Below are 25,004 nucleotides of genomic sequence, written 5' to 3'. Positions count from 1 at the left end.
CAATCATGGCAAACTTCGCCTGGAATAGGGGCAGGGAAGATGGCCAACTTGGGGGAAGATGAAAATAGCGGTTGCCCTTTGAGGGGGATTCGTCTGTCTGGAGTTCTCGGGTTGCTTTGTCATTGAGACGGTCTCATGGCTCTCCCCCCTATCGTTGTGTTGGACGATGATCCCACCGGATCCCAAACCGTTCACAGTTGCTTGCTCCTCACCCGCTGGGATCCGGAGACCTTGAAGCTGGGGTTGCAGGATCGTTCGCCGATTCGCTTCATCCTCACCAATACTCGGGCTTTGCCCCCGGCGAAGGCAGCGGAGGTGACGCGGTCGGTATGTGGGGCGTTGAAGGAGGTGATGGGGGAGCTGGGGTGGGAGCGGGCCCTTTTCGTCAGCCGCTCCGACTCGACTTTGCGGGGGCACTACCCCTTGGAAACCGATGTGATGGCAGCGGAGCTGGGGCCCTTCGATGCTCATTTTCTGGTGCCGGCCTTTTTTGAGGGAGGGCGCATCACCCGCAACAGTGTCCACTACCTACGGGTGGGGGAGCGCTGGGTGCCGGTGCATGAGACGGAGTTTGCCCGCGATGCGGTGTTTGGCTACCACCACAGCTATTTGCCTGAGTATGTGCAGGAGAAAACCCAAGGGCGGATCCGGGCCGAGCAGGTGGTGCGACTGACCCTGGAGCAGATCCGCGCCGGCTGTCTGGAGCGGCTTTTGAGGCTGGAGGGGAATGTCTGCTGTGTGGTGGATGGAGAAACCCAGGCGGATCTGGATCGTTTTGCCCAGGATGTCTGGGCGGCTCTGGAGCAGGGGAAGCGCTTTTTGTTTCGCAGCGCCGCCAGCCTCTTGACGGCCCTGGCCCAGTTGCCGCCGCAGCCGGTTCCGCCAGAGGAGATGGGGCAGTTTGTCCGCTCCGACCGGCCAGGGGTGGTGATTGTGGGATCCCATGTGCAAAAGTCCAGCCAGCAGTTGGCTCGGCTGTTGCAGGAGCCAGGGATCCAGGGCATCGAGGTGGAGGTAAAGCGCCTGTTGGAAGCGGGGAGGGAAGCGGAGCTGCTGCCGGCCCTCTTGAGCCAAGTCCACCGCGCCTACGGGCAGGGCCTGACACCGGTGGTCTACACCAGCCGGGAAGAAGTGGGGTTTGACGGCGCCAACCCGGAGGCACGCCTGGCCTTTGGGCAGAGAGTTTCCCGCCTGTTGATGGCCATTGTGCAGGGGCTGCCGGAAGGGATCGGCTATCTCATCAGCAAGGGCGGCATCACCTCCAACGACACCCTCAGCCTCGGCCTCAATCTGCCGGCCGTGCGGCTGCTGGGGCAGATCTACCCAGGGATCTCCATGGTGCTCACGCCGGCGGATCACCCCCGCTTTCCCAACCTGCCGGTGGTGCTGTTTCCGGGCAACGTGGGCGAGGCGGATACGTTGGTTTTAATCCACCGTCGCCTCCACAGCCGCGGGCTAGTCTAGCCTGGAGGAAATCACCATGGCTGAACTCATCTCCCCCCCTGAAGCTCTGCCTGCCTTGGAGGCCTGGTGGGGATCCCTGCGGCAGGGGCCAACGGTGTTGCCTCCGGCGGTGGTGCACCGCTGTTCTGAGCGCCTGGGCAGCCGGGATGCCGATGTGGTGATTGCCGGCGGCACCCTGGGGATTCTCTTGGGGGCGGCTTTGGCCCGGCGAGGCTGGCGGGTGATCCTGATCGAGCGCGGCATCTTGCGGGGGCGGGAGCAGGAGTGGAACACCTCGCGGCAGGAGCTGCAGGTGTTGTTAGAACTGGAGCTGCTCACCCCGACAGAGTGGGAGGCAATCCAGGTGACCCACTACCCCCGAGGGCGCATTGGCTTTGGGGAGGGTCCCACCTGGTGGGTGGAAGGGGTGCTCAATGTGGGCGTGGATCCGGTCAGCTTGCTGGAGTTCCTCAAGCAGCACTTCCTAGACTGGGGAGGGCAGTTGCAGGAGCAAACTGGCTTTCTTGGCGCCACAATCCACCCCGACGGGATCCGCATCCAGACCACCACCGGCCAGCTCAGCGCCCAGCTCCTGGTGGATGCCATGGGGCACCGCTCCCCCATCGTGGCCCAGGCCCGCCAAGGGCAGCCGCCGGACAGCGTCTGTCTGGTGGTGGGATCCTGTGCCCAGGGGCTGCCCGACCAACCCACTGGGGATCTGTTCTACAGCTTTACCCCCGCCCAGAACGGCTACCAGCCCTTTTGGGAAGCTTTCCCCGCCCGCGATGGGCGCACCACCTACTTGTTTACCTACTGCGACCGGGATCCCCGCCGACCCAGTCTGGAGAGGCTGTGGCAGGACTACTGCCGGCTGCTCCCTGCCTACCAGGGGGCCGAGCTGGCGCAGATCCGCTGGGTGCGCAAGCTGGGTGGCGTTTTCCCCGCCTACCGCCGCAGCCCGCTGCAACTGCCCTGGGATCGCCTCTTGGCAGTGGGAGACAGCAGCGGCAGCCAGTCGCCCTTGAGCTTTGGCGGCTTTGGGGCGATGTTGCGCCACCTGGATCGCCTGCAACAGGGGATCCACGAGGCCCTGGCGCAGCGGCAGCTCGACCGGGCGGCCCTGGCCCTGCTGCAGCCCTACCAGCCCAATTTGGCGGTGACCTGGCTGTTTCAGAAGGCGATGATCCCCCCTTTGGCGGAGAAAAACTGGGATCCCAACAGCATTAACCGCTTGTTGAGCAGAGTGTTTGAGGCCATGATGGCCGCCGGCCCCCAGGTGGTGCAGCCCTTTTTGCAGGATGTGGTGCAGTTGGGCGGCTTGGCCCAAGCGCTGTGGGGCGTGATGAGGCGGGATCCCTGGCTGGTAGTCGAGCTTTTGCCCCGGCTGGGCTTGCCGGAGCTGGTGGAATGGGCGGGCCACTTCGGCGCCCTCGGCCTCTACGAGCTTTTGCAAAGGCTAGCTGACCGCCCAGAAGCAACCCCGCAAGACTACTTTTGGAAGCGGCGGCGCGAGGCCTGGCGCTACGGCTGCGGCCGGGATCACCTCTCCTAGGTGTTCTGGCCGTACACCACCACCCCATAGGGCGGTATCTCAACGGGCTCCCCTTGGTTTTTTGCCGGCAGGGAGGATCCCTGGTCGCCGCTATCTAGAAGCTTCTGCCAACTGCCGCCGGGCCATTGGGCGTAGGTGACCACCTGGTCGGGGCTGAAGTTCAACAGGGCCAGGACAGCTTGGGATCCCTGGTGGCGGTGCAGGGCCAGGCCAGTTTGGGCAAACAGCTCCACCTCCACCGAGTTCCGCTCCAGGTTTTGCAGCGGCGCCAGGGTCTTGCGCAAGTGAATGAGGGTTTGGTACCACCGCCGCAAGACCTGGTGATGGCCGGCGTGGCCCAGTTCCCAGTTGAGCTTCGAGTGCAAGAAAGTCTCTTCCGCTTGGGGATCCGGCACCTCCCCTTGCCAGGCAAAGGCGCTGAACTCGCGGCGGCGTCCTTGGCGCACCGCTTCCACCAGGTCGGGATCCCCGTGGCTGACAAAATACAGAAACGGCGCCACCTCCCCGTATTCTTCCCCCATAAACAGCAGCGGCAGCATGGGGGCCAGCAGCAAAGCAGCGGCAGCCAACTTGAGACCTTCAAAAGAAGTCAGCTGGCTGAGGCGCTCTCCCAGCCTGCGGTTGCCCACCTGGTCGTGGTTTTGGATGCAGATGACAAACTGGGATCCCGGCCTGCCGATGGCGGAATTGCCGTGGCGCCTGCCGCGGTAGGGGGAGTACTGGCCGGAATAGACGTAGCTTTCGCGGTAGGCCTTGGCCAGGTGCTCCAATTGGCCAAAGTCTTGGTAGTAGCCTGTCTTTTCCCCGGTCAGCAGGGTGTGAACCGAGTGATGGAAGTCGTCGCACCACTGGGCATCTAGCCCGTAGCCCCCCTGCTCGCGGGGGGTGATGAGGCGGACATCGTTGAGGTCGCTTTCCGCTACCAGAACCCTAGGCCAGCCGCTGCGCGCTTCTAGGGCATCTACCCGCTCCGCCAATTCTTGCAAAAAAGGGTGGGCGCTGAAGTCGTAGATGGCGTGCACCGCGTCCAGCCGCAGGCCGTCCAGGTGAAACTCCTCTAGCCAGTACTCGGCATTTTGCAGGAAAAACTCCCGCACGCCGTCGGAGGAGCGGTCGTCGAAGTTGAGGGCCTCTCCCCAAGGAGTGCGGTACTTGTCGGTGAAGTAGGGGCCAAAGTCCCGCAGGTAGTTCCCCTCCGGCCCCAGGTGGTTGTAGACCACATCCAAAACAACCGCCAGGCCCTGCTGATGGCAGGCGTTGACCAGTGCTTTCAGGCCCGCTGCTCCCCCATAGCTAGTCTGCACGGCATAGGGATAGACGCCGTCATAGCCCCAGTTGCGCTCCCCCGGAAACTGGGCCACCGGCATCAGCTCCAGCACGTTGACCCCCAGCTCCACCAGGTGCGGCAGGCGAGGGATCAGGGCGGCAAAGGTGCCCTCTGGGGTAAAGGTGCCTACATGGAGCTCGTAGAGGATCCACTGGGAGAGCGGGATCCCCCGCCAGCCCTGATCCTGCCAGTCGAAGTGGGGATCCACCACCCGCGATGGGCCGTGGACGCCGTAGGGCTGGCAGCGGGAAGCGGGATCTGGCCGCTCCACCACCCCCGCTGCGGTGTGCAGACGGTAGAGGTAGTCCACCGGCCCCGGCGGGATCCCCTCCACCTCCGCCTGCCAATAGCCCTGCTCCTCCTGCTTGAGAGGGATAACCTGTTGGACAGGGCTGATTATCTTCAGCTCCACTTGTTCGACTAAGGGCGCCCATACCGAGAAGCGATAGCGGCCCTGCCCCAAGGGATAGGCGCCCATCCGTCCGAGCGGAGGAGAAGTCTGAAGCACGAAACCTGTCTGCACAACTTGGCTTCTACTATAGCGCCTTGCTCCCCTACACAAAAGGATAGCTTGGTAGCCCCGTACTTTAGTACGGGGCGGAAAAGCCCTTGAGCAACTTTAGTTGCTTCTTTTAGCTAGTACAGAGCTTCTCCAGGAAAACGACCTACTGCGGTGCAAAACCCGCGCGGCAATAACTAACCTGGAGGAACTTAAGTCCGAAGTAAGCAGAACTTTGAGGTTATGCCTCAAAGAACTGTCTAGGGGCGTGTTGAAAGCGCCTTCGCGAGTCCATTTTGAGCTGCGTAAGAATCCCCTGGGTGGGAGTGTCAAAGAACCTAAACTCTCCTGCTTCCCCTGCTGAGAAGGAGCCAGCCAGGCAAGAGGGCACCTGGCTCAAAAGAACCCTAGGGGAAGTTGCACCTGCAAACCCCCTCGGCGGATTCCCTTCTGGATGCAGGCGTGCTCAGCGCTATTCGGCGCTCCGCCCCCTTTCCTCCCTTGCCGAAGAGGTTTGCCGGCGAGAAACTGGTGCTGGAAGTTAAGGTGTTGAGCGGATCCCTGAAGGCTAGCCTCGTTGGGGATCCGAAAAACTAAGCCGAACCCTGGTTTGGCTACCTTGTATAGCCACAAGCCAAGTTCAGACTACTGAGAATTGCCTAGGCCATGGACTTACGGCGGTTGCGCCGCATGGCTACCGCTTTGCGCTTGCGCTTTTCCAGGTTGGTTTCAAAGTGGCGATGGTTGCGCAGATCCCGCAGAATGCCCGCCTTGGAGACCTGGCGCTTGAAGCGGCGCAGCGCCGATTCGATCCCTTCGTTTTCGCCAATCGTCACTTGAGTCATAAAGAAGCTATCTCCTCCGTCGATGAGTAGAACGAAAGCACAATCGGGATCCCTATCCTAAACCATCTCCGCCCTGCTGCTGACGGTTACAGGGCGCGGCTGCCAAAGTTGAGGCCCGAAACCGCCTCACCCTCTCTCAAATTCACGACAAACGAGGCCGTTGTTCCGGTGGAAGGCGGCGGAGAAGGCGTTGGCGCTGGGCTGGGGGCGCTGCCGATTACGGATTGTACAAAACCCACAAAGCTGGACACTCGCGTGTACACCCCGTAGAAATTGGGCTGGGCGCAGCCTCTGCCAAAACTGGTGATCCCGGCTAGGGCAAAGCCAGCGCCGCTGGGCACCAGCAAAGGGCCGCCGCTATCGGCCTTACAGGTATCCACACCCCCCTGAGGAAAACCGGCGCAGAGCATGGTGTCTAGAATGATGCCGTCGTAAGACTGGGGCGCGTTGCACACCTCGTTGGCGACAATGGGAACTTCAGCCTGCTGCAGATCCAGAGGAAAGCCACTGGGCCTTTGGCCAGGGACGAGGGGGAAGGTGGCTCCCCAGCCGAGGATGGTGGCGAGAGTACCAGGGGCAGTCAGATTGGTTTGGTTGGGCTGCACCAGCGGCAGGGTAGGCAGGGCCACTGGCCGAGAGAGGCGCACCAGGGCAATGTCATTCCCCCCCTCTGGCCATCGTCGGGGGTCGAAGTTGGGGTGGATAACAATTTGCGCGGCGCGAATGCGCTGGCCAGCGCCCAATTGCAGACGGGTGGTTCCCAACAACAGATCCAGGTTGCGTGCATTCACATCCTGCTGGCCTTGCTCCAAGTCGAAAAAACAATGGGCGGCGGTAAGCACCCACTCCGGGGCAATCAGGGATCCCCCGCAAAACTGCGCCTGAAAAGGATCCGGTTCAGTCGCGTCTAGCAAGGCCACCATCCAGGGAAAGGCTCCCGGCTGAGCCGGCCTACCACCGACAATCCGCCCCGCTCCTGGGCGCGGCGTGGTGAACACTCGCCCTGGAGGCAAGATGGCAGTAACCCGGTAGGTGCCGGGGGACAAGTTGGAGAAACGAAAGTTGCCGTTGGCATCGCTGACAGTGCTGGGTTCCCCTGGATCGAGGCGTCCATTGCTGTTCAAGTCCAGAAAGGTGGTGATGCCCGGCAGCCCCGGCTCCCCCGGATCCCGCAGCCCATTGCCGTTGAGATCGTCGAAATGGGATCCCTCGATGCGCCCTGCAGGAGGGGCTGGAAGCGGCGGCAGGGGACGGTTGGAACCCCCACCACCACAGGCACTTATGCTCAGGGCCAAACCCAACCCCACCAGAACAGACCAAAAGTGGGCCAGGCCAAAGGGAAAATGGGAGCGCAAAGGATAAAGCATGGTCATTCTCCAAGGCCAGACGGTTATGCTAGCCAAGCATATCCTGCCAACCGAGGAAGCCTAAAGATTGGGACTCCTGCGCCCAGCCTCCAAGACTCCTTGTTTGGGCAGGCTGCGGGAGGGTGAGTCTGCGCTGAAAGAGTGTTACGCTCTTTAGCTAGGTGCAAAGGGATCCTTAAAGTATGCAAGCCATCACCCTGCTCGGCTCCACCGGCTCCATCGGCACCCAAACTCTGGACTTGGTGGCTCAGTATCCGGAGCGCTTTCGGGTTGTCGGCTTGACCAGCTACAGCAACGTCACTCTCTTGGCCGAGCAAGTGCGGCGGTTTCGGCCTCAAATTGTAGCCATCGGGCGGGAGGAGCTGCTGCCGGAGCTGCGATCCCTGCTGACCGGGATGCGGCCGCTGCCGGAGCTGGTGGCGGGAACGGAGGGGCTGTGTCAGGTGGCGGCCCACCCGGCGGCCCAGCGGGTGGTGACCGGGATCGTTGGCTGTGCCGGCCTCTTGCCCACCTTGGCCGCTATCCGCGCCGGCAAAGACATTGCCCTGGCCAACAAAGAAACCCTGGTGGCAGGCGGCCCGGTGGTGCTGCCCCTGGTACGAGAGTACGGCGTCAAGCTCATCCCGGTGGACTCGGAGCATTCGGCCATCTTTCAATGCCTACAGGGGGTGCCGCCGGGATCCCTGCGCAGGATCTTGTTGACGGCTTCCGGGGGAGCTTTTCGGGATTGGCCTGCCGAAAAACTAGATCAGGTCACCTTGGCCGACGCCCTCAAACACCCCAACTGGGTGATGGGGCGCAAGATCACCATCGACTCGGCCACCCTGATGAACAAGGGCCTGGAGGTGATCGAGGCCCACTGGCTGTTTGGTTTGGATTATGACCGGATCGAGGTCCTCATCCACCCCCAGAGCATTGTCCACTCCTTGATCGAGCTGGCAGATACTTCTGTTCTGGCCCAGTTGGGCTGGCCGGATATGCACCTGCCCATCCTCTATGGCCTCAGTTGGCCGGAGCGCTTAGCCACCCCTTGGGATCCCCTCGATTTGGTCAAGCTGGGATCCCTCACTTTTAAGGCTCCGGATCACCGCAAGTACCCTTGCCTACAACTGGCTTATGCTGCTGGACAGGCAGGAGGAACCCTGCCGGCAGTGTTGAATGCCGCCAACGAAGCGGCGGTGGCCCTCTTCCTACAGGAGCGCATCCGCTTTTTGGACATCCCTCGCCTTTTGGAGCAGGTGTGCGAGCGGCACCAGGTCATCCCTGCCCCCAGCCTGGAGGACATTCTGGAAGTGGATGCCTGGGCGCGGCAACAGGTGGAGCTGCTGGCGCAGCAGGCCCCGGCCCAAGTTCTGGCCTGATCCCTACCGGGGGGATCCGGCACAGCGCTAGAGTGGGAAAAGGCTTGAGGAGCACCTGAGTGGCGGGATCCCATCTCCGACAACTGGCCCATTATCTGCGCCCCTATCGCCGGCAGGTGGCGCTGGGCATTGGATCCCTGCTGGTGGTAAACGGCCTGGGGGTGTTCCTGCCCTGGTACGTCAAGCTGGCCATCGACGATCTCAGCCAGAACTTGGCCGCCCTGTCGCCGCAGCGCATTGCACTTTACGCCCTGACGGTGTTGATCGTCTCCAGCCTGATGATGGGCATTCGCATTGCCTCGCGGGTGTGGATGTTTGGCGTGGGGCGGCAGGTGGAGTTCCGCCTCAAGCAGGCCATCTTCGAGCATTTGCTGACGCTGCAGCCTTCCTACTTTGCCCAGCAGACGGTTGGGGATATCCTCACCCGCATCACCAGCGATGTGGAAAATGTCCGCCGCCTGTTGGGCTTTGCCCTGCTCAACTCGACCAACACAATCTTTGCCTACGGCACCACCTTGCCGGCCATGTTTGGCATTGAGCCGCGTCTGAGCGCCCTGGCCCTATCGGTGTTTCCGGTGATGCTGGTGCTGGTGAAGTTGAGCAGCTCCCGTCTGCAGCAGGAGCAGCTCCAGGTGCAGCAGGAGCTGGCGGATCTAAGCGATCTCATCCAGGAGGACATGAACGGCATTGCCCTGATCAAGGTGTATGCCCAGGAAGAGCACGAGCAGAGGGAGTTTCGCCGCCGCAACGAGCGGCTGCTGCAGGCCAATTTGCGCCTGGCCCTCACCCGCAACCTGCTTTTTCCTTCCCTGGTGGCCTTGGTCAGCCTGAGCCTGCTGCTGCTGCTGGCGGTGGGCGGACCCCAGATTGCCGCCGGGACGCTGACGATTGGGGATTTTTCTGCCCTCACCCTCTACGTGGAACGGCTGGTGTTTCCCACCACTCTGCTGGGCTTTACCATCACTGCCTACCAGCGGGGCCAGGTCAGCCTGGAGCGGATCGACGCCCTGCTGCGGGTAGAGCCCACCATCCGCGATGCTCCCCAGGCTCTACCCCTACCTCTGGAACAGGTGCAGGGGCGTATCGAGGCCAGGGGCCTGACTTTTGCCTATGCCGACACAGGATCCGCAACGCCGGCGCTGCAGGATCTGCACTTTTGCGTCGAGCCGGGCCAATTGGTGGCGGTGGTGGGGCCGATTGGGGCGGGCAAGTCCACTCTGGCCAATGCCCTTCCTCGCCTGCTGGAGATCCAGCCGGGGCAACTGTTTTTGGATGGGCAGGATATCACCCAGATTCAACTGGGATCCCTGCGGCGGGCCATTGCCTATGTGCCCCAGGAGAGCTTCCTGTTCAGCGCCACGGTCCGGGATAACATTCGCTACGGCAAGCCGGATGCCGAAGACTGGGAGGTGGAATGGGCCGCCAAGGCCGCCCACATCCACGCCGAGATCCTCACCTTTCCCAAGGGCTACGACACGCTGGTGGGGGAGCGGGGCATCACCCTTTCTGGCGGCCAGCGGCAGCGCGTGGCCCTGGCGCGGGCTCTGCTGGTGGATGCGCCGATTTTGATCCTGGATGACTGTCTCTCCAGCGTGGACAACCAGACGGCCCAGGCCATTCTCCGCCACCTGCGCCAGGCCAGGGCCCAGAAAACGGCGATCTTCATTACCCATCGCCTCACGGCGGCGGCGGAGGCGGATCAGATCTGGGTCATGGACAAGGGCCGCATCGTGCAGCAGGGATCCCATGCCCAGTTGCTGGCAGATCCCCAGGGGCTCTACGCCCGTCTCTGGGCCAAGCAGAAGCTGGAAGAGGCCCTGGCCTAGGTTTTCTCGGGGAGAGATCTGGCGGATCTATGGCCAGGAAGCCGGCTGAGCGGATACCGTAGGCGGCAAAGCATTGGGGTGAGAGGTGACATGGAGACTGCCGGGATCGTTGGCGTTAGCGGTGCGGAGCCTTCTCTAGGCCAATTGCTCAACCAAGCCGGGATCCAACCCCAGGTGGTTCAGGGATCCCTAGAGGGCGTGCAGGTCAGGGGTCTGTGTGCCGATTCGCGCCAGGTGCAGGCTGGGGATCTCTTCTTGGGCATGCCGGGATCCCGCGTTGACGGCGGCGAGTTTGTCCGCGAGGCGCTCACCCGAGGAGCCGTGGCGGCCCTTATTGCCCAGGAGGCTTGGGAGAAAGTTAGCGGAGAGGCTGGAGGAGGCAGTCAGCCCATTCTGGTTTTGCCCCGCAGCGGCATCAACAGGGCCCTGGCCCAGGTGGCGGCGGCCTTCTACGGCTTTCCCGCCCGCCAGCTTACCCTGGTGGGAGTTACCGGCACCAACGGCAAGACCACCACCACCCATCTCATCGAGCATCTGCTGCAGGCCGCCGGTCGCCCCACTGCTTTGCTGGGCACCCTCTACAACCGCTGGCCTGGGCACTGTGAAGTAGCCCCCCACACCACGCTGTTTCCGCTGGAGCTGCAGCGCAGCCTGAGACAGGCCAAGGAAGCCGGCGCTGAGGTGGCGGTGATGGAGGTGAGCTCTCACGCTTTGGCCCAGGATCGGGCGTGGGGCTGTGCCTTTGCCGCTGCCGTTTGGACCAACCTCACCCAGGACCACCTGGATTTCCACGGCAGCATGGAAAACTACTGGCAGGCCAAGGCCACTCTCTTCCGGCCAGAGTATTTGCAGGGGCGGGCAGTGGTCAATGCCGACGACGCAGGCGGACGGAGGCTTCTAGAAGCCATTCCAGCCCCTCTGGAGCCCTGGGCCTATTCCCTCAAGCCCCTAGAAGGGATCCCCGGCCTATGGCCCAGCCAAGTTCACCTACATCCCACCGGCCTCAAGGCAACCCTGCACACCCCTATGGGCACCTTTGCTGTGGAGGCGCCCCTGGTGGGATCCTTCAACCTTTCCAACTTGCTGGCGGCGGTAGGGGTAGCACTGCACCTGGGGATCCCCCTTGAGCTCATCCAGGCGGCCCTGCCCCATTTTCCCGGGGTGCCGGGGCGGATGGAGCGGGTAACCTTGCCGGGGCAGGACATCACGGTAATCGTGGACTATGCCCACACCCCCGATGGGCTGGAGAACTTGCTCAAGGCCCTGCGCCCGCAAGTGCAAGGCCGGCTGATCTGCGTCTTTGGCTGTGGCGGGGATCGGGATCGGGGCAAACGCCCACAGATGGGCCGCATTGCCGCCACCTGGGCAGATCAGGTGATCGTGACCTCAGATAACCCGCGCACTGAAGATCCGCAGCGGATCTTGCAGGATATCCTGGCCGGGATCCCTGGATCCCCCTGGGCGGTGGAGGTGGATCGGCGCCAAGCCATCCGCCTGGCCATCCTAGAGGCCCAGCCGGGCGATACGGTGGTGATTGCCGGCAAAGGCCACGAGGACTACCAGATCCTGGGCAGGGAGAAAATCCACTTCGACGACCGAGAAGAAGCCCGTGCAGCCCTCGCCCTACGCCTCTGCTCCCCTCTCCCTTTGGGAGAGGGGCTGGGGGTGAGGGAATCCCTCAGGGAGAGGGGCTGGGGGTGAGGGGCGGCTAACGCGAGCGGTTTTGCAGCATCAGCTCGACAAACTCCCGAAAGAGGTGGTCGGCATCGTGGGGGCCGGGGCTGGCTTCCGGGTGGTACTGCACCGAAAAGAGGGGCAACTGGCGGTGGCGGATCCCGGCCACGGTGCGGTCATTGAGGTTGAGGTAGCTGATCGCCACCCCATCCCCAGGGAGCGAAGCGGCCTCCACCGCAAAGCCGTGGTTTTGGCTGGTGATCTCCACTTCCTTCTCCAGCCCACAGGGGTGGTTGAGGCCGCGGTGGCCGAACTTGAGCTTGTAGGTGGATCCGCCCAGGGCCAGGCTGAGGATCTGGTGGCCTAGGCAGATGCCGAACATCGGCTTCCCGCTCTGCAGCAGCGCCTGGGTGGTGCGGATGGCCGTCGTCTCTGCCGCCGGATCCCCCGGCCCGTTGGAGAGGAGGATCCCGTCGGGGTTGTAACTCAAAATCTCCTCGGGGCTGGCGTGGGCCGGCAACACCATCACCCGGCAGCCGTAGCGGGCCAGGCGGCGCAAGATGTTGCGCTTGATGCCAAAATCCAGCGCCACCACCCGCAAGGGGGGATCCGGAATCGGGATCCCTTGGCTGCGGCCATAGTCCCAGTCGGCGGGGGTAGGTTCCAGCCACTCGTAGGGTTGGGGAGTAGTAACTTCCGCCACCAAGCTCAACCCCTGCATGGAAGGAGCCTGGCGCACCCGCTCCAACAAAACCTGGGGATCCAAAGTCTCCGTGGAAAGGGCCCCGTTCATCACCCCCTGAGAGCGCAGCCGCCGTGCCAAAGCCCGCGTATCTACCCCAGCAATGGCCGGGATCCCATATCGTTGCAGGTATTCGGGGAGGGTGGATGTAGCCCGCCAGGAGCTGGCCAGGCGCGACACGTTGCGGGCGATGATCCCCGCAACCTGAGGCCGAGCCGATTCTTCGTCCAGCTCATTGACTCCGGTATTTCCCAGCTCCGGACAGGTGAAGGTAACCATCTGCCCCCGGTAGCTAGGGTCGGTGATCACCTCCTGGTAGCCGGTCATGCCCGTGTTGAACACCACCTCGCCCACCGCCGTGCCTGGCGCCCCAAACGACCAGCCGGGGAAGGCGGTGCCATCGGCCAGCACCAACAGAGCCGGCTGCCGAGCGTGCCAGGGGAAGACTTTTTCCGGAGCTTCAAGAGTTGAGGAGACCATAACCTGTGAACCTAGACAACCCCCCTCTCCCAAAGGGAGAGGGGCTGGGGGTGAGGGCAATGGACCGGGATCGGCAGCCTGCCTATCCTACCCCAACTAGACCTCCTCCGGCTCGTTGGCCACGTTGCCACACTCGGGGTTGTTGTCCTTGCGCAGGGTGCCGATCAACGTGCTCACCACCACGCAGCGGTTCTCGCCTTGGGAGTAGGTGCTGCTGACTACAAAGCGCCCCAACTGACGCGCCCGCCCCTCCGAGTCGAAAACGGCCCTTCCGCCGTTGAAGGTATTGCTGACAGTAACAAAATTATTCAGGCGCACCCACTGGCAAGGGGTGGGCTCATCGCAAAGGCGCTCCTCGTCCTGGATCACCAGCGTGGGGACATTGGGATCTGAGTTATCGATCCCGACCACCCAAGCGCGGCCCTGGAGAGAGGCTCTGGCGTTGGTGCGGGCGGTGCGCAGGGCTCGCTCCACCTTGTTTTGCGCGTCCTCCAGTTGGATGCGCGCCCAGATGTTGATCCCGGAGGGGACGGCCAGCCCGGCCAGAATGCCGATAATAACCACCACCGCCAGGACTTCTACCAGCGTAAAGCCCAGGGATCGAAGCGGCTGAGCTCGGCCAATTGTTTTTTTCTCCAAGGCCAACATACTGGACATTCCCCCTAGGAGAGCGGACGGTTGATAACACCGCGGGCAAGAACCAGTGTTTGCATTGGCAGCAAGTAGCGCGACACCTCTGAGATATCGACGCTGGTGGCATTTCGGATGTAGCGACGGAAAAGGCCAGGGTTGGCCCGCTCCATGGCCGTGGCGGTGATGTTGATGATCACATCCTGCGGTCGGTCAGCGCCGACGCTTTGCCGCACGCAGACATAGAAGCCCACGTCGTTTTGGTTATCTCCCAGCCCTGGGAAGGTGACGCCGTTGGGCTTGCCGCCACCAAAGGCATAGCCCTGCGGGCAAGCGGGTGCAACCTGCGGACTTCCCTCTCGGCTGCTGAAGATGTTGGAGACTAGAGTTGTCAGGCGGGGGCCTTGATTGCCTGCATCGGCAATACGCTCCTGGGGTGTTCCCTCCCGCTGGAGCCTTTGCAAAGCCTGCTGAGAGGGCCAGGCGAGAAAACCCTCCTGGAAAGGATCGGGATCAACCCTAAAGAATGGGCTGCGCCCAGCGCAGTTATTTTGACCCTCAGTGTTGAAGGGTCGCAACTCAAAACGGTCGATCCGCGCGTTGCCTTCCCAGGGAGTGCGCCCCGTTGGGTTGCCGGCGTTGTTGTAGTTGCGGCGCAGGTAGTACACCACCAGGGTGTAGATGCCGCGGCGGCTGACAAGAGTGTCCCAATCCGCATTTCTACCGTTCTGATCGCGCGGAAACTCGGGAGGTGGCTGGTCTGGTAGGGTAGCATTGCCTCTTCGAATATCTTGCAAGGTGGGGTTGCCCGCGTAGCATCCCTGCGGGATCGGCTCCAACTTCCAAAAGGCAACAACCGGGATAGCGTCATCGGGTCGGCGGATCCAGCCCGGCGCGTAGAGCCGCTGAATGACATCCGGGATCCTGTCCCCAAGTCGATCAGATTGCTGTGGGTTCTGCTCAGTGTCGTTGTAAATGTAAAGCGCCTCTGCCAGATCCTGCTGGATATACTGCATGGCCTGGGTCAGCTCCGCCTGCACCTGGGTGCGGCCCGTCTCTTCCCGATCCAGCCGCATCGTCTCGATGACAATCATCGCGGTGGCCAGGAGAAAGATGAAGGCAACCAGCAGTGAGACCAACAGCTCAATGAGGGTAAACCCCGCACTCTGGTAAACCCTGTGGCGAAAAACCTTGAACATAGGAAAACACCACCTTTTTGTGAGCCTGCAGGAGGAGCTTACCCGTCGCTTCAAAGCGAGGTAGGGCTTGGGCTGGGCAGCGGGAAGGCATTGCAGTTGTTGGTCGGGATCCCACCCCTAGCTTGAACATCGGCCAAAACGGCCCGGCAAACATCCCCCAAATTGGCAGCCAGGTTGACTTCTACAATCGAGCTGGCCATGGGAAAGAGCCACACATCGGCATTGGCCAAGTTCTGATTGGCGGAGACCGTCTCAGCGCGCAGGCCAGGAAGAGCTTGCCGAGTGTTTGGATCAAAAGAAAAGCGGTGGTACACCCTCACCCCCAAAAAGAAGGAGCAGGGAACCCCTGAGATGACGGTGTTGTTGCGTCGGTCAATGCATTCCCCGCCCCTATCCCGAAAGGTTTGGATGACATAGGTTTCGGGGTTTCGCCCCGGCAACCGCACTTCGGCCAGGCGAATGGAGTAGTTGGGGCCGGGGTTGTCCATATCGGCAGGAGGCGGGGTATTGGCCAAGGGGCTTGCTCCAATCCTGGGCAGACGAGCCAACTGAGCCGGGTTCTGGAAAGCAGCTGGGTTAGCGGCCAGCTCCAGGTCAACCAGAGTGCGAATGCGATCCACCTCAGCCCGGGCCAGTTGATTGGCCACTTCTATCCGCTCCGTCATGGCCCGCCGGTAGGCGATCAGGGTGAGAGCAGGAGCAAGAGCGGCCATAGCCAAAGCCACAATGACCACCGAGGCCAAGACCTCAATGAGCGTGAAGCCTTCTGCTTCCAATTGCTGCCGCAAAAGCCGCCACTTTTTCATATCCCCTCCAGCGCTCGCCCAGATCTGCCTACCTTGAATCTACCCCTGGCATGGGAAGTCAATATCAGTTGAATTAGTTGCAGCCTCCAATCCGAGCAGCCGCCTGCAGGGGCACATCTGGCTGAGCTTGCAGCCCGCAGCGCAGCCGCCGCACATACGGATCCTGAGGATCCAACTCCCGCAAGAACTCAGTGCGGGCATTGGAGGGGAATTGGAAGCGAGCCGACACCGCGCTGGGACGACGGGCAATTTGCAAGCCCACATCGTAGCCGAAGCGGCGGTTGGGTGGGTAGTAGTAGTCGTAGCCCCGCGTGAGGGCCGAGCCCGTAACCAAGTTGGGCGGCTCAAAGCTCTGCTGCAGGAAGGGGCCGGTAGCATAGGTGCTGTAGTTGAGCTGGATCATCGAGCCGCTGAAGAAGAGGTTGATATCCTTCCACAGCTCGTTGAGCCGCAGGAAGTTATGCATGCCGCCGGCAGTTTGATGCAGCCGCGAGGGCAGGGTACCACTGATGGCAATGGCGTTCACCCGCGTTTCCCCGGCCGGCTGCAGCTGCCGGTTTTGGCTGCCATCGTCGTTGCGGCGGCGCTGGTTCACACTGGTTGAAGCCAGCTCCTGGAAGCGGGGAATGGGAATGGGCCGACGGGTCACCTCATCCAGGATTACCCCCAGCACCGGGTTTTCGCCGGCAAAGCCAGTGGGAGTCTTGTTCAGGTCCAGGGTGAACGGCTCCACATCCACCCAGGCAAAGGCGGCGGTATCGCTGGGGAAATCGCTGTCGGTCATTGTGGAACCGTTGCGATCGATCTGGATCTGAACCCTCTTGGTGCCCGGATCCAGCCTGACGTAAAAGCACAGGCCATTGCGGATATCTTCGCTCCCCTTGGTGTCAATGTAGTAACCGCCAAGATAGTTGGAGCTTGGGGAGTAGTTCTGAGTGTCACCTTTGTTTACCCAAGCATAGGGGTTCAACGCCATCTGGGGCTGAACCAGCAGTTTATTGGGATTGGCAGGATTCTTCTCCGCAAACAGCGGATCCCGATCCAGTACATCCCAAGGCTCGTTGGAGTCGCGAACGCCGTCGCCGTTTTTGTCCCAGAAGTTCAGTTGGCCGTCTCCGTTCCAGTCTTTGATGCGCAACGTGCTGGGGCGGCTGTCACCGGTGTAGGCGGTGTACTTGAAGGTGGTGTTGAAGTTGGGGCGAAACACTCCGGGCACCCAGAAGCCGCCTTTGGAATCTGGGCCTTCCTCCTCCGAGGGGCAGCCCACCGTCAGATCTTCCCTAAGTAATTTGCGCCTCAGCGCTCGGGCCCAGAGGTCGGTTTCCTCTGTAAACGGGCCTTCTAGAGCCTCTCCCTTGATAGCCGGGCGGATGCCGGGCTCGCGGTTGGGTTGAGAAACGATCTCGGAGAGAACGCCACCTCTCACCAAGCCCTCGCGGGCAGCATAGGCCGGTTCGCCAAACATCCAATTGAAGGCCGCCTGCAGAGCCTCGGCAGGGTTGGGCCACTTGGGTGGCTTGGGCACCCCGGCTTTCACCTCCAGCACCGGGGAAAGCTGCGGCTGCAGAGCGATCGTCACGCCCTCGGCAGGAGCCGCAGCCACCGTATTCACGCTGATGGTCTCCGGCTCCGGATCCGCTTGGATTTCCCAGACGGGGCGCAGATCCACCGTGTTGGGCTTGGCTGCCATCCACTCGCCCAAGGGGCTCTTGGAGGGCGTTTCTGGGGCAAAAGTGCTGGGCCCGCAGGGAAGCCCTCGACAGGTCAAACTTTGGGTCTTCGTTGCATTGGGCGAGCAGGTGGGGCTGCTGGTGCTGTCGATGAGGGTGCCCGTCTGGGTTTGGGTAAAGGTTTTGGTTGTGCCGCAGTCGATCTTGACCTCATTGCAACTGGCCGGTGACCAAGGGCCCCAGTTGTAGTTGCAGGTCTGCGGGCAAGTAACCGTTTGGGATTGCGTCTCGGTGTAGCTGGTTCCGCAAACTGCCACTGTGCAGGTGCGGCTGCGAGTTTGGGTGACTTTGGTGCCGCCGTTGGCCACCGTACACTTAGGAGTCCATTCAGACCAAGCACCGCAGCTAGCATCTGGAGGCCTGCAGGTAAAGGCTCGGGTTTCTTTTTCGGTGAAGGGGCTTTGGCTGGTACAGAGCGGGGTTACCGTGCGGGTGCGGGTTTGGGTGATGCTGGTGCCGCTACACTGCTGCTGCTGGGTACACTGAGGCGTCCAACCTGACCAAGGCCCGTAGTTGTACTGAGGGTAGCAGGTGATCGTCCGAGTTTCCGACGGTGGCGGAGTGCCAGGGCAACCGGCAGGCAAGGTGGCAGTTCTGGTTTGTTTAATAGTGGTTTGCTGACAGATGTTGGTTTTACATGCAGGAGTCCAGTCTTTCCAGATGGGATCGCAATTGAGGGGTTCTGCGCAGTACTGCTGGTTGGGTGCCAGAGGTTTAGTCTGATCCGGCTGGCAAGGTTGGTTGACCGGCTTCAGCGGCTTCAGGTAGCGCAGGTCGTAGTTTTCCAGCGGCTGCCCATCTCCCTGGGTTGTAAAGCGGACGAAGGCATTGCCCATGTTCTCGTAGGCCTGAATCTCCACCAGGTAGGGAGAAGGCCGAGTGTAGTCGGTAACGCACTGCAGCTCCAGCCGGAAACTCACACGGTTATCGGCGCTATCCGACCAAGCTTCGGCACCAACAGCCTCATCCTCCGACAGCTCTTCTAGACGAGTGCCCGCATTGCGATAGAAGCCTCTAAAAGCTGGCTCTTCCTCATCTGGGTTAGGAGTGTAGTTGGGGTTTCTGCGAATGATGAGTCGGCCCCCATCGTCGGTGTTGAGGTTGTAGGTGGCAACACCCGGCCAACGGGGATACAGCTCCCCGACCCAGCGCACTACAAAAAAGTCATTACCATAGTTGTTGCCACTTCCCCATGACCCCTCTCTGCGCCGCCAGCAGGAGCGCCAGAAGCCTATGTTGCCCCTGTCTATGTCTAGAGCATCAGCGGGAGGTTGAGACGTATCCGGCTCACTGCATCTTGGCATCCACAAAAAGTCAGCCTTGGGAAAGTCGGGTTGAGTATTCCACGAAAGGAAGGGGGAGTTGGTGATCAGGTAGTCCTGGTTGGCAAACAGGTAGTAGAACCCACCCCAAGGCGGGAGATCGGGATGGCCACCGTCTTCCCAGAAGGCAAAGCCTTTTCCAGGTGGATCTCTAGGGGGATCCCAGCCGGAAATACCGGAACCATCGGTTTTTAAAGCATCGCGAATACAGGCCCATCGCGAGCCGGCTGAGCTGCCCCAGCCGCCTGAGGTGTTGCAGGTTGGCCCTCCTTGATCCTCTTCTTTCATGAAGGAGCCGATCTGCCAATCTTGAGCAGGATAGATTGGATCCGGCCAGCGCACCGCCCGCAAGTAGGGCAGGTTGTCATCTTGAGCGCTCGAAGGCAGGGGGCCTATGGCTCCGGTGTCCCCAAACCCTGTGTCGCGGTTGTACTGGTTCTGCGGGCTGGTTATCCAGCCGTTGTAGTACTCGGCCAACAGGCCACCGCCTCCTTCTATTTCAGGCGGTCGGCAAGGCTGGAGGGAAGCTATCAGCAGCCAGCGGGAGGTGTCCAGCACCGGGTTGCCCAAAGCCGAAATGCGGGTGCCAAAGTTGGCATAGCCCACATCGGGTGCCCGCAAGAGCCGCACTTCTGGCACGCCAAGCCCTGCTGTCCTGTCAGCGTTATTTGAGCTCGGGTTGGCACTGTCGCGGCGGGCAAAGATGGTGTCGCGGGCAAACACATCCGGCCAGCCTGGCTGCCGCACGTGGTTGCCCAAATTCTGCGCCCCGTTGGTGTTGTCGAAGCGCAGAACCCCAGCACCATCTCTGTTGGGATCCGGAGCCGGCCAGTTGTCGCCTCGGATCACCAGCGCTTGGTTGAGGAAGGAGGTGTTGGCTCCTAGGTTTGGCCCGCTGCAGCCGTAGTGGTCGTTGCGGCGAGGAGCCGAGGCTCGTTGTGGGCTGCCCTGGTAGTTCCGGTTAGCCACAAAGCTGCTGCCGCCGCCGTTGAGCGTAGCATCCTGCACAAAGCCGTCGTCGATGCTGCCATCGCAGAAATCGGCAGAGAGGATGTTCACCGAGTCGCCCAACACGTCGCTAGGCCGCCAGAGATCCTCCGCCGCCCGGGCAAAGCGCCGGTCTTCATTGGATCGCAGCCGCCCGTAGAAGTTGCTGTAGAGGCCATCTGCTCCGAAATTGAGGAGAGTTGTGAACTCCTCCAGCCGCTGCCCGTTCCTCGTCTGGTGCAGGTTAAAGTCCCCTTGGATGTAAACGGGGTTGTCGGAAACGAAGGAGAGGCCAAAAATCGCGTCATCAGGGTTGAACCCGCCGCGGGCCAGCACCGCCCCGTTGCGCAGCCGGAAGCCGTAGGGCCGCCGATCCGGATCGGCATAGTAGTCCACCGGTTTGGGGCTGAGTCCACCTGGATCGGAAACAGGGGGATCCCAGACCGTTTGGCCATTGGCCGTGCCTCGATTCGGCTGACCGGCGTTCATAACGCCAGCGCTGCCCAAAGTGCCGCGGGCGTTTGCGTTGCGCCAGCTGGTTAGGTAGCTATCAAAAGTGCCCAAGGGCGGACGAGCAATGGCATCTTCCCGCACGGCATCTTCCCGGAAGGCGTAGAAAATCCCCCCTTCTCGGTTCTCGCCAAGCCCAGCAGGCAGCCAAGTGTCCCCGTTAATCAACCCCCTGGCCTGTCTGTTGACGTTGTTGGTCAGCAGGGCCAGGTCGATGTTGAGGGCCCGCACCGCCATTGCCTCGCGGCCATCGTAGAAGACGGAATCTTTGAAGGGCACGCGACGACACTGGTTGCCAATCCGAATCAGCTCAAACTGGTTGCTATTGGGGCCAGCAGCAGTGCAATTGGCTGGGGCATGGGGCAAAGCCCACTGGTCAATGGTGGCCCGGGGCCTCAGCCTCATGGATTCCAGATCCACCACGGCTTGATAGGTTACTGGCCCCTGTAGGAAGGGGTAGGCCTGCCTCCGCTCATCTTCAAGGGGATCGTTGGGGTTGGGGGGCACGCTGTGGTAAAAGGTCTCGCGGGGGAAGATGTAGCGCAGCGGCAGATAAAACCGGTTGGCTGCCTCTCGGTCCCCAGCTCGGCTGGCTTGGATGTCGTTCCAAAGGATTTGAGCTGTGGGATCAGGATTGCTGCGGGTGGCGGCATCCCAAATGCGCAGGATGTTGTCGGCCAGCATGCCCAACATGCAGCCTGCCGTTTGCAGGGTGGTTTGGTCGGCCAGGCTCAATTGGTCAACAGAGGTGCCTCGGTTGACGATATCAATAACCCGCCGCAGCTCGGAGAAGTTGCCAAAAGCCGTAATAAACGGATCCGGGTGAATGCGGCCCGCTTGTTGCTTGGGTGGATAGGCCCCGTCAGGATCGCCGGCAAAATTGGCCAGGTTGGTGAGCGCTGTCCACAAAGGAGTGCCAGGCCGCAGTTGCTCCCGCATCGGCTCGGGGTCATACTCCCAAACGTTGGTGCCCTCTCCAGTAAAGAAGTTGATGCCCAGTTGAGTACGCTGGTCGCCGGTAGGGAAGGTGGAAGCCCGCTGCAAGCTCCAGGGAGTGCCGGGGTGAGCCACCGTGGCCAAGCAGGCAATGGGAAAGCGCCCCTGCTCATGGCTGTAGTGGTAAACGGCTGTAGCCTGCACCGCCGCTGGGTTATCTCGCAGGGTTAGCCGTTGCCGCGCCTCGTTGCTGATGAAAATGGCCTGTAACTTGGTGGGGTCCTCGGGATCCCCGGGCGGCACCAGAGGCAAAGGCAAAGAATCGGTGCGGGTTAGCTCCAGCCGCTGGCCCACGATCACCCGCAGACCTTCCACACGGGCCCGCCGCTCCCAATAGCCATCCAAGCCCACCTCGGAAAGGGCGCCTGGGGGTGGGTTGTCCTCGGTCAAAGACTCATTCTGGTTGTTCCTGGCATCAGCAGGAATCGGGCTACCGGCACCGACACCAAACCTCTGAGCAAAGGTGTCCACGTCGCAGCCCTTCTGCGGGTCAGGAGTTACAGGCGGACGGTCGTAGCTGGCTTTGGGGCCAAAGCGGTTGTCGGCCCGGTAAACATCGTCCACGTAGGGCGGGCAGACTTGGTCTTTCGTTGACTGAAAGCCGCCTGCTTGAACTCGTCCTGGTGGGCCACTCGCTGAATTCCGCCTGACATTAATTGGAGAGACTGACCATCCCGCTGGATCCTGGGCGTAGATTCCGCGGGTGCGAATGCGGCCAAAAAGCTGTAGCTCCAGCGGATCCAGCGCCACATTTTCTGGCTCTACCTGGTTCTGCACCGAGTCAAAATTTTGGTTGTTCAACCGAGCCTGCGCCTGTGGCGCTACGTCTTGCCGGCCAGAGTGAACATCGAAAATCAGAGTATCGCTCACCTGCTGGCCGGCGTAGCCAATGGCCCCTGCCACCAGCTCTCCAAAGGCAGTGATCTCAGAGTTGTCAGCGGGCATGTAGAAGCAGGATTGCTCCGAGCTGATGGCGAAAGCCCGGAACAAGTTGTTGGCAGTGTTCCGGAAGAAAAGGCTACCGCCTGCGTAGATAGCACCGTTCCAGTTGTAGCCAGGAGTAAAGAAAAACTCCACGTCGCCGCGGTTGAAAATTCCCCACTTGTTCAGCAGATCCCGCCGCCGATCCTGCTGAAACTGCAGAGCCGAAACGGCGCGGGTGGTGGAGTCGGCCCCCTCAATGGGCAAAGTTACAGCGTACACCTGAAAGGGCTTGTACAGCGCAGAGCCCACCTGGAACCAATCCCCCACGTTGGGGTTGACCGTCTGTTCAGCCGGAGAATCGGTACACCCTGCCAAGGCCGAACCCTGCAGTGGCCCACTGCGGATCAGCAGCCGCCGCGCCCGCTCAGTATCGGAAATGTTTTCCTCAAAGTCCTGGAGGTTCCTTTGCCCCGTAACCGGCGCTCGGCGGTTGTACAGGATGGTGTAGGCGGTAACGGAGTCGTCGATCCCGTTGTTGTCGGTATCCACCAAGAACCACCAGACTGGGGCTTGCCGCTGCACTTCAATTCTCCGGCTGGGATCCTGGGGATCCGGAACAAGGGCTCTGTAGTTCAGCAAAAAGCGCCGCTCATCGGGAAGGGTATAGGGATCCGAGGGCTCTGCAGGCACCGCCGTGCCATCGTTGAGCAGCGCAGAGGTGAATTGGGCATCGGTGGGGGCACTGTTGGGCAGGCGGCGATCCCGAATCAGGTTGTCGATCTTGGCCCTGGCTCGGTCGATGGCAGCATTCAGTTGCCGGCTGATGGTCAGCTCCGCCCGTTCCACCTGGGTTTGGATGGTGCGCTGGGTAGAGCGGGTCAGCAGCCCCACCGTCACCAAGCTCAAGACCAGCACGATCAAAATGGCAACCGGCAGGACAAAGCCCCGCTCGCGGATCCTGCCCCGATCCACCGGGATCTTCAGAGAGCTGAGCAAGCGCAGGACAAGTTTGAGCAACAGCGGGGAAGGAGCAGACATGGCCGTATCTCGGATAACGGGGAAAAAGAAGTAGCCTCTGGGGGAACGCCAGGATAGCAACAGTATGCAAGGGATCCGAAGTTTCAAACATCCCCACCTCTGGGGGGAATCCCCAAGCCCTTTCTCCAATTCACAAGATCCCCAGTTGCTGCGCCTTGAGCAGGGCGGTGACGCGGTCGTTGGCATCCAGCTTGCGGTAGGCGGCGCTGGCATATTCTTTGACGGTTTCGATGCTCAGGCCCAGACGGCGGGCAATCTGTTTGTTGGCCAAGCCCTCTTTCATCAGTTGCAGCACACACAGCTCGCGGGGGGTGAGCTTGGGCAGCTCCTGTCGGGCAGGCAGCCAGTCTCGTTCGGGGTTGGACAAAATCTGACGGATGACGCGGGCCAATTCCGCCGGGTCGGTCTCTTTGGAAAGGTAGCCTTTGGCCCCAGCCCGCCGCGCTGACTCGATCAAAGCCGGCTCTTGAAAAGTAGTCATCATCACCACCACCACCGGCAGGCCCAGCTCGACAATCTGCTGGCAGGCCAGGATCCCGTCTCCATCCGGCATGCGCACATCCAAAAGGGCCACCTCGACGGGGCAACGGCGGCAGTACTCAACGGCCTGGGATCCCGTCTCGGCTTCGGCCACCACCTCAAATCCTTGCGCTTGCAGGGCAAACTTTAGCCCCAGCCGAAACAGGGGATGGTCGTCGGCAATCAGAACCCGGACAGGGGAACTCATGGCAGGGGATCCCGGCCTATGAGAGGGCTAAGCTTAATCTGCCCAAAAGAGGGAGCTAGCCCTCACCCCCAGCCCCTCTCCCTCAGGGACAGGGGAGCTAGTTTTTCACAAAGACCATGCCGCGGGCGCCGGGGTTCAGGGTGGGATCCAGTTGGGTTTGGGCATTGTACAGGGCGCCTGTCAGATCGGCTGCTTCCAAAAAAGCGCCGCGCAGGTCGGCCCCGCGCAGATCGGCCTGGCGCAGGTTGGCTCCTGTGAGGTCGGCACCGACGAGGACGGCCCCGCGCAAGTCGGCGCCGCTGAGGTTGGCCACCTGCAGGTTGGCGCCGGTGAGATTGGTCTGCTGCAGGTTGGTCTGGCTGAGATCGGCTTCCCACAGAAAGGCCCCGCCCTGATCCGAGCCGCGCAAGTTGGCGCCGCGCAAATCGGCCAAGTTGAGGATCGCCTGAGAGAGGTCGGCAGCTTGCAGGTTGGCCTGCCTGAGGATGGCTTCTTTCAGGTTGGCGCCGCTCAAATCCACTCCCGGCAGCTCGGCTCCCGTCAGATCGCAGGCGGGGCAATCTTTGCTGGGGGCAACAACCTGGGATCGGCCCAGTTGGGCATCCAGCTCCAGTTGGGCAAAAACAGGAAGTGCCGCGATCCCGACCACCCCGCCGAGGAGACCGACCCAGCACTGGGACCATGCCATTTTTTTCACGGGGATCCCTCCTGGCTGACCCTCACCCCCGGCCCCTCTCCCAGAGGGAGAGGGGAGCTGGAGATCAACCTAGAACTATAGCCGTTGGCGGGAGCATGACTCTAGTCAATAATAAGCTCAACTATACTGAAAATAATGTATAATATGTTCAGTACGGATTACTACCAGTTGATCTTTCTGTTTACTTTCGAGTCTGCCAACATGGTAGCCAAAGCAAAGCAGAAAATTGGTAGTAAGACGACACGGAAACTGCGCTTTGGGTATTCTACTCAAAGCTTTGCGGGATACCGCCATTCTGTTTGGACTCCGTCCCGCTAACGCG

At 61.5% G+C, this 25,004-nt stretch carries 16 protein-coding genes; 6 read left to right on the top strand and 10 right to left on the bottom strand.

All coding sequences use genetic code 11. The features are described from left to right. The first annotated feature begins 135 nt into the window (after positions 1-135). Positions 136-1,464, top strand: coding sequence for a four-carbon acid sugar kinase family protein (locus SYN63AY4M2_RS06345; protein ID WP_099835692.1), 1,329 nt, complete (start codon positions 136-138; stop codon positions 1,462-1,464). 16 nt (positions 1,465-1,480) lie between these two features. Further along, positions 1,481-2,995, top strand: a complete 1,515-nt coding sequence (locus SYN63AY4M2_RS06340) for an FAD-dependent oxidoreductase (RefSeq protein ID WP_099812586.1) — start codon at positions 1,481-1,483, stop codon at positions 2,993-2,995. Here the strand turns inward: SYN63AY4M2_RS06340 and treZ are convergent. Then, the gene (gene treZ, locus SYN63AY4M2_RS06335) at positions 2,992-4,800 is read right to left on the bottom strand and encodes a malto-oligosyltrehalose trehalohydrolase (protein WP_099887278.1); all 1,809 of its coding nucleotides are present in this window, start codon (positions 4,798-4,800) and stop codon (positions 2,992-2,994) included. The genes SYN63AY4M2_RS06340 and treZ overlap by 4 nt on opposite strands. 438 nt (positions 4,801-5,238) lie before the next feature. Between treZ and SYN63AY4M2_RS06330 the strand changes: the two genes are divergently transcribed. Then, the gene (locus SYN63AY4M2_RS06330) at positions 5,239-5,418 is read left to right on the top strand and encodes a hypothetical protein (protein WP_011429104.1); all 180 of its coding nucleotides are present in this window, start codon (positions 5,239-5,241) and stop codon (positions 5,416-5,418) included. Positions 5,419-5,480: 62 nt separating this feature from the next. Here SYN63AY4M2_RS06330 and rpsU read toward each other — a convergent pair whose 3' ends face one another. Continuing rightward, positions 5,481-5,666, bottom strand: a complete 186-nt coding sequence (rpsU, locus tag SYN63AY4M2_RS06325; protein ID WP_011429105.1) for a 30S ribosomal protein S21 — start codon at positions 5,664-5,666, stop codon at positions 5,481-5,483. An 86-nt stretch (positions 5,667-5,752) separates the two neighbouring features. Then, a complete protein-coding gene (locus SYN63AY4M2_RS06320) occupies positions 5,753-7,039 on the bottom strand; it encodes a trypsin-like serine protease (RefSeq protein WP_240530506.1) in 1,287 nt (428 codons plus the stop codon). A gap of 176 nt (positions 7,040-7,215) precedes the next feature. Here SYN63AY4M2_RS06320 and SYN63AY4M2_RS06315 point away from each other — a divergent pair, with 176 nt between their 5' ends. The 3 genes from SYN63AY4M2_RS06315 (at position 7,216) to SYN63AY4M2_RS06305 (ending at position 11,921) form a co-directional block, all read left to right on the top strand. Then, positions 7,216-8,394, top strand: coding sequence for a 1-deoxy-D-xylulose-5-phosphate reductoisomerase (locus SYN63AY4M2_RS06315; RefSeq protein WP_099835688.1), 1,179 nt, complete (start codon positions 7,216-7,218; stop codon positions 8,392-8,394). A 59-nt stretch (positions 8,395-8,453) separates the two neighbouring features. Beyond that, positions 8,454-10,220, top strand: coding sequence for an ABC transporter ATP-binding protein (locus tag SYN63AY4M2_RS06310; RefSeq protein ID WP_099887277.1), 1,767 nt, complete (start codon positions 8,454-8,456; stop codon positions 10,218-10,220). A 90-nt stretch (positions 10,221-10,310) separates the two neighbouring features. Continuing rightward, a complete protein-coding gene (locus SYN63AY4M2_RS06305; RefSeq protein ID WP_099887276.1) occupies positions 10,311-11,921 on the top strand; it encodes a UDP-N-acetylmuramoyl-L-alanyl-D-glutamate--2,6-diaminopimelate ligase in 1,611 nt (536 codons plus the stop codon). A 7-nt stretch (positions 11,922-11,928) separates the two neighbouring features. On the opposite strand, the gene carA is transcribed toward SYN63AY4M2_RS06305, so the two are convergent. The 7 genes from carA to SYN63AY4M2_RS06270 all read right to left on the bottom strand — a co-directional run bounded on the left by carA (position 11,929) and on the right by SYN63AY4M2_RS06270 (position 24,673). Continuing rightward, positions 11,929-13,116: a glutamine-hydrolyzing carbamoyl-phosphate synthase small subunit gene (carA, locus tag SYN63AY4M2_RS06300; protein ID WP_099887275.1), complete on the bottom strand. Its 1,188-nt coding sequence runs from the start codon at positions 13,114-13,116 to the stop codon at positions 11,929-11,931. Between the two features lie 96 nt (positions 13,117-13,212). Next, positions 13,213-13,764: a type II secretion system protein gene (locus tag SYN63AY4M2_RS06295; protein WP_168175104.1), complete on the bottom strand. Its 552-nt coding sequence runs from the start codon at positions 13,762-13,764 to the stop codon at positions 13,213-13,215. Between the two features lie 14 nt (positions 13,765-13,778). Then, on the bottom strand, positions 13,779-14,945 hold the full coding sequence (locus tag SYN63AY4M2_RS06290) for a prepilin-type N-terminal cleavage/methylation domain-containing protein (RefSeq protein WP_099887273.1): 1,167 nt from the start codon (positions 14,943-14,945) through the stop codon (positions 13,779-13,781). Between the two features lie 50 nt (positions 14,946-14,995). Then, entirely contained in the window at positions 14,996-15,751 is a 756-nt protein-coding gene (locus SYN63AY4M2_RS06285; RefSeq protein WP_099887272.1) for a prepilin-type N-terminal cleavage/methylation domain-containing protein, read from the bottom strand. A 73-nt stretch (positions 15,752-15,824) separates the two neighbouring features. Continuing rightward, entirely contained in the window at positions 15,825-23,258 is a 7,434-nt protein-coding gene (hpsA, locus tag SYN63AY4M2_RS06280; protein ID WP_099887271.1) for a hormogonium polysaccharide biosynthesis protein HpsA, read from the bottom strand. 130 nt (positions 23,259-23,388) lie between these two features. After that, positions 23,389-23,985: a response regulator transcription factor gene (locus SYN63AY4M2_RS06275; protein ID WP_099834699.1), complete on the bottom strand. Its 597-nt coding sequence runs from the start codon at positions 23,983-23,985 to the stop codon at positions 23,389-23,391. A gap of 97 nt (positions 23,986-24,082) precedes the next feature. Beyond that, the gene (locus SYN63AY4M2_RS06270) at positions 24,083-24,673 is read right to left on the bottom strand and encodes a pentapeptide repeat-containing protein (RefSeq protein ID WP_011429117.1); all 591 of its coding nucleotides are present in this window, start codon (positions 24,671-24,673) and stop codon (positions 24,083-24,085) included. Positions 24,674-25,004: the final 331 nt, after the last annotated feature.

Source organism: Synechococcus sp. 63AY4M2 (assembly GCF_002760475.1).
Lineage (GTDB): Bacteria > Cyanobacteriota > Cyanobacteriia > Thermostichales > Thermostichaceae > Thermostichus.
This window is presented reverse-complemented; position numbering and strand designations above follow the sequence as displayed.

Coding starts and splice junctions, on each gene's coding strand:
- hpsA (WP_099887271.1), bottom strand. CDS start 23,258: ATGTCTGCTCCTTCCCCGCTGTTGCTCAAACTTGTCCTGCGCTTGCTC.
- SYN63AY4M2_RS06345 (WP_099835692.1), top strand. CDS start 136: ATGGCTCTCCCCCCTATCGTTGTGTTGGACGATGATCCCACCGGATCC.
- SYN63AY4M2_RS06315 (WP_099835688.1), top strand. CDS start 7,216: ATGCAAGCCATCACCCTGCTCGGCTCCACCGGCTCCATCGGCACCCAA.
- SYN63AY4M2_RS06320 (WP_240530506.1), bottom strand. CDS start 7,039: ATGACCATGCTTTATCCTTTGCGCTCCCATTTTCCCTTTGGCCTGGCC.
- SYN63AY4M2_RS06270 (WP_011429117.1), bottom strand. CDS start 24,673: ATGGCATGGTCCCAGTGCTGGGTCGGTCTCCTCGGCGGGGTGGTCGGG.
- SYN63AY4M2_RS06305 (WP_099887276.1), top strand. CDS start 10,311: ATGGAGACTGCCGGGATCGTTGGCGTTAGCGGTGCGGAGCCTTCTCTA.
- SYN63AY4M2_RS06285 (WP_099887272.1), bottom strand. CDS start 15,751: ATGAAAAAGTGGCGGCTTTTGCGGCAGCAATTGGAAGCAGAAGGCTTC.
- treZ (WP_099887278.1), bottom strand. CDS start 4,800: ATGGGCGCCTATCCCTTGGGGCAGGGCCGCTATCGCTTCTCGGTATGG.
- rpsU (WP_011429105.1), bottom strand. CDS start 5,666: ATGACTCAAGTGACGATTGGCGAAAACGAAGGGATCGAATCGGCGCTG.
- SYN63AY4M2_RS06295 (WP_168175104.1), bottom strand. CDS start 13,764: ATGTTGGCCTTGGAGAAAAAAACAATTGGCCGAGCTCAGCCGCTTCGA.
- carA (WP_099887275.1), bottom strand. CDS start 13,116: ATGGTCTCCTCAACTCTTGAAGCTCCGGAAAAAGTCTTCCCCTGGCAC.
- SYN63AY4M2_RS06290 (WP_099887273.1), bottom strand. CDS start 14,945: ATGTTCAAGGTTTTTCGCCACAGGGTTTACCAGAGTGCGGGGTTTACC.
- SYN63AY4M2_RS06275 (WP_099834699.1), bottom strand. CDS start 23,985: ATGAGTTCCCCTGTCCGGGTTCTGATTGCCGACGACCATCCCCTGTTT.
- SYN63AY4M2_RS06340 (WP_099812586.1), top strand. CDS start 1,481: ATGGCTGAACTCATCTCCCCCCCTGAAGCTCTGCCTGCCTTGGAGGCC.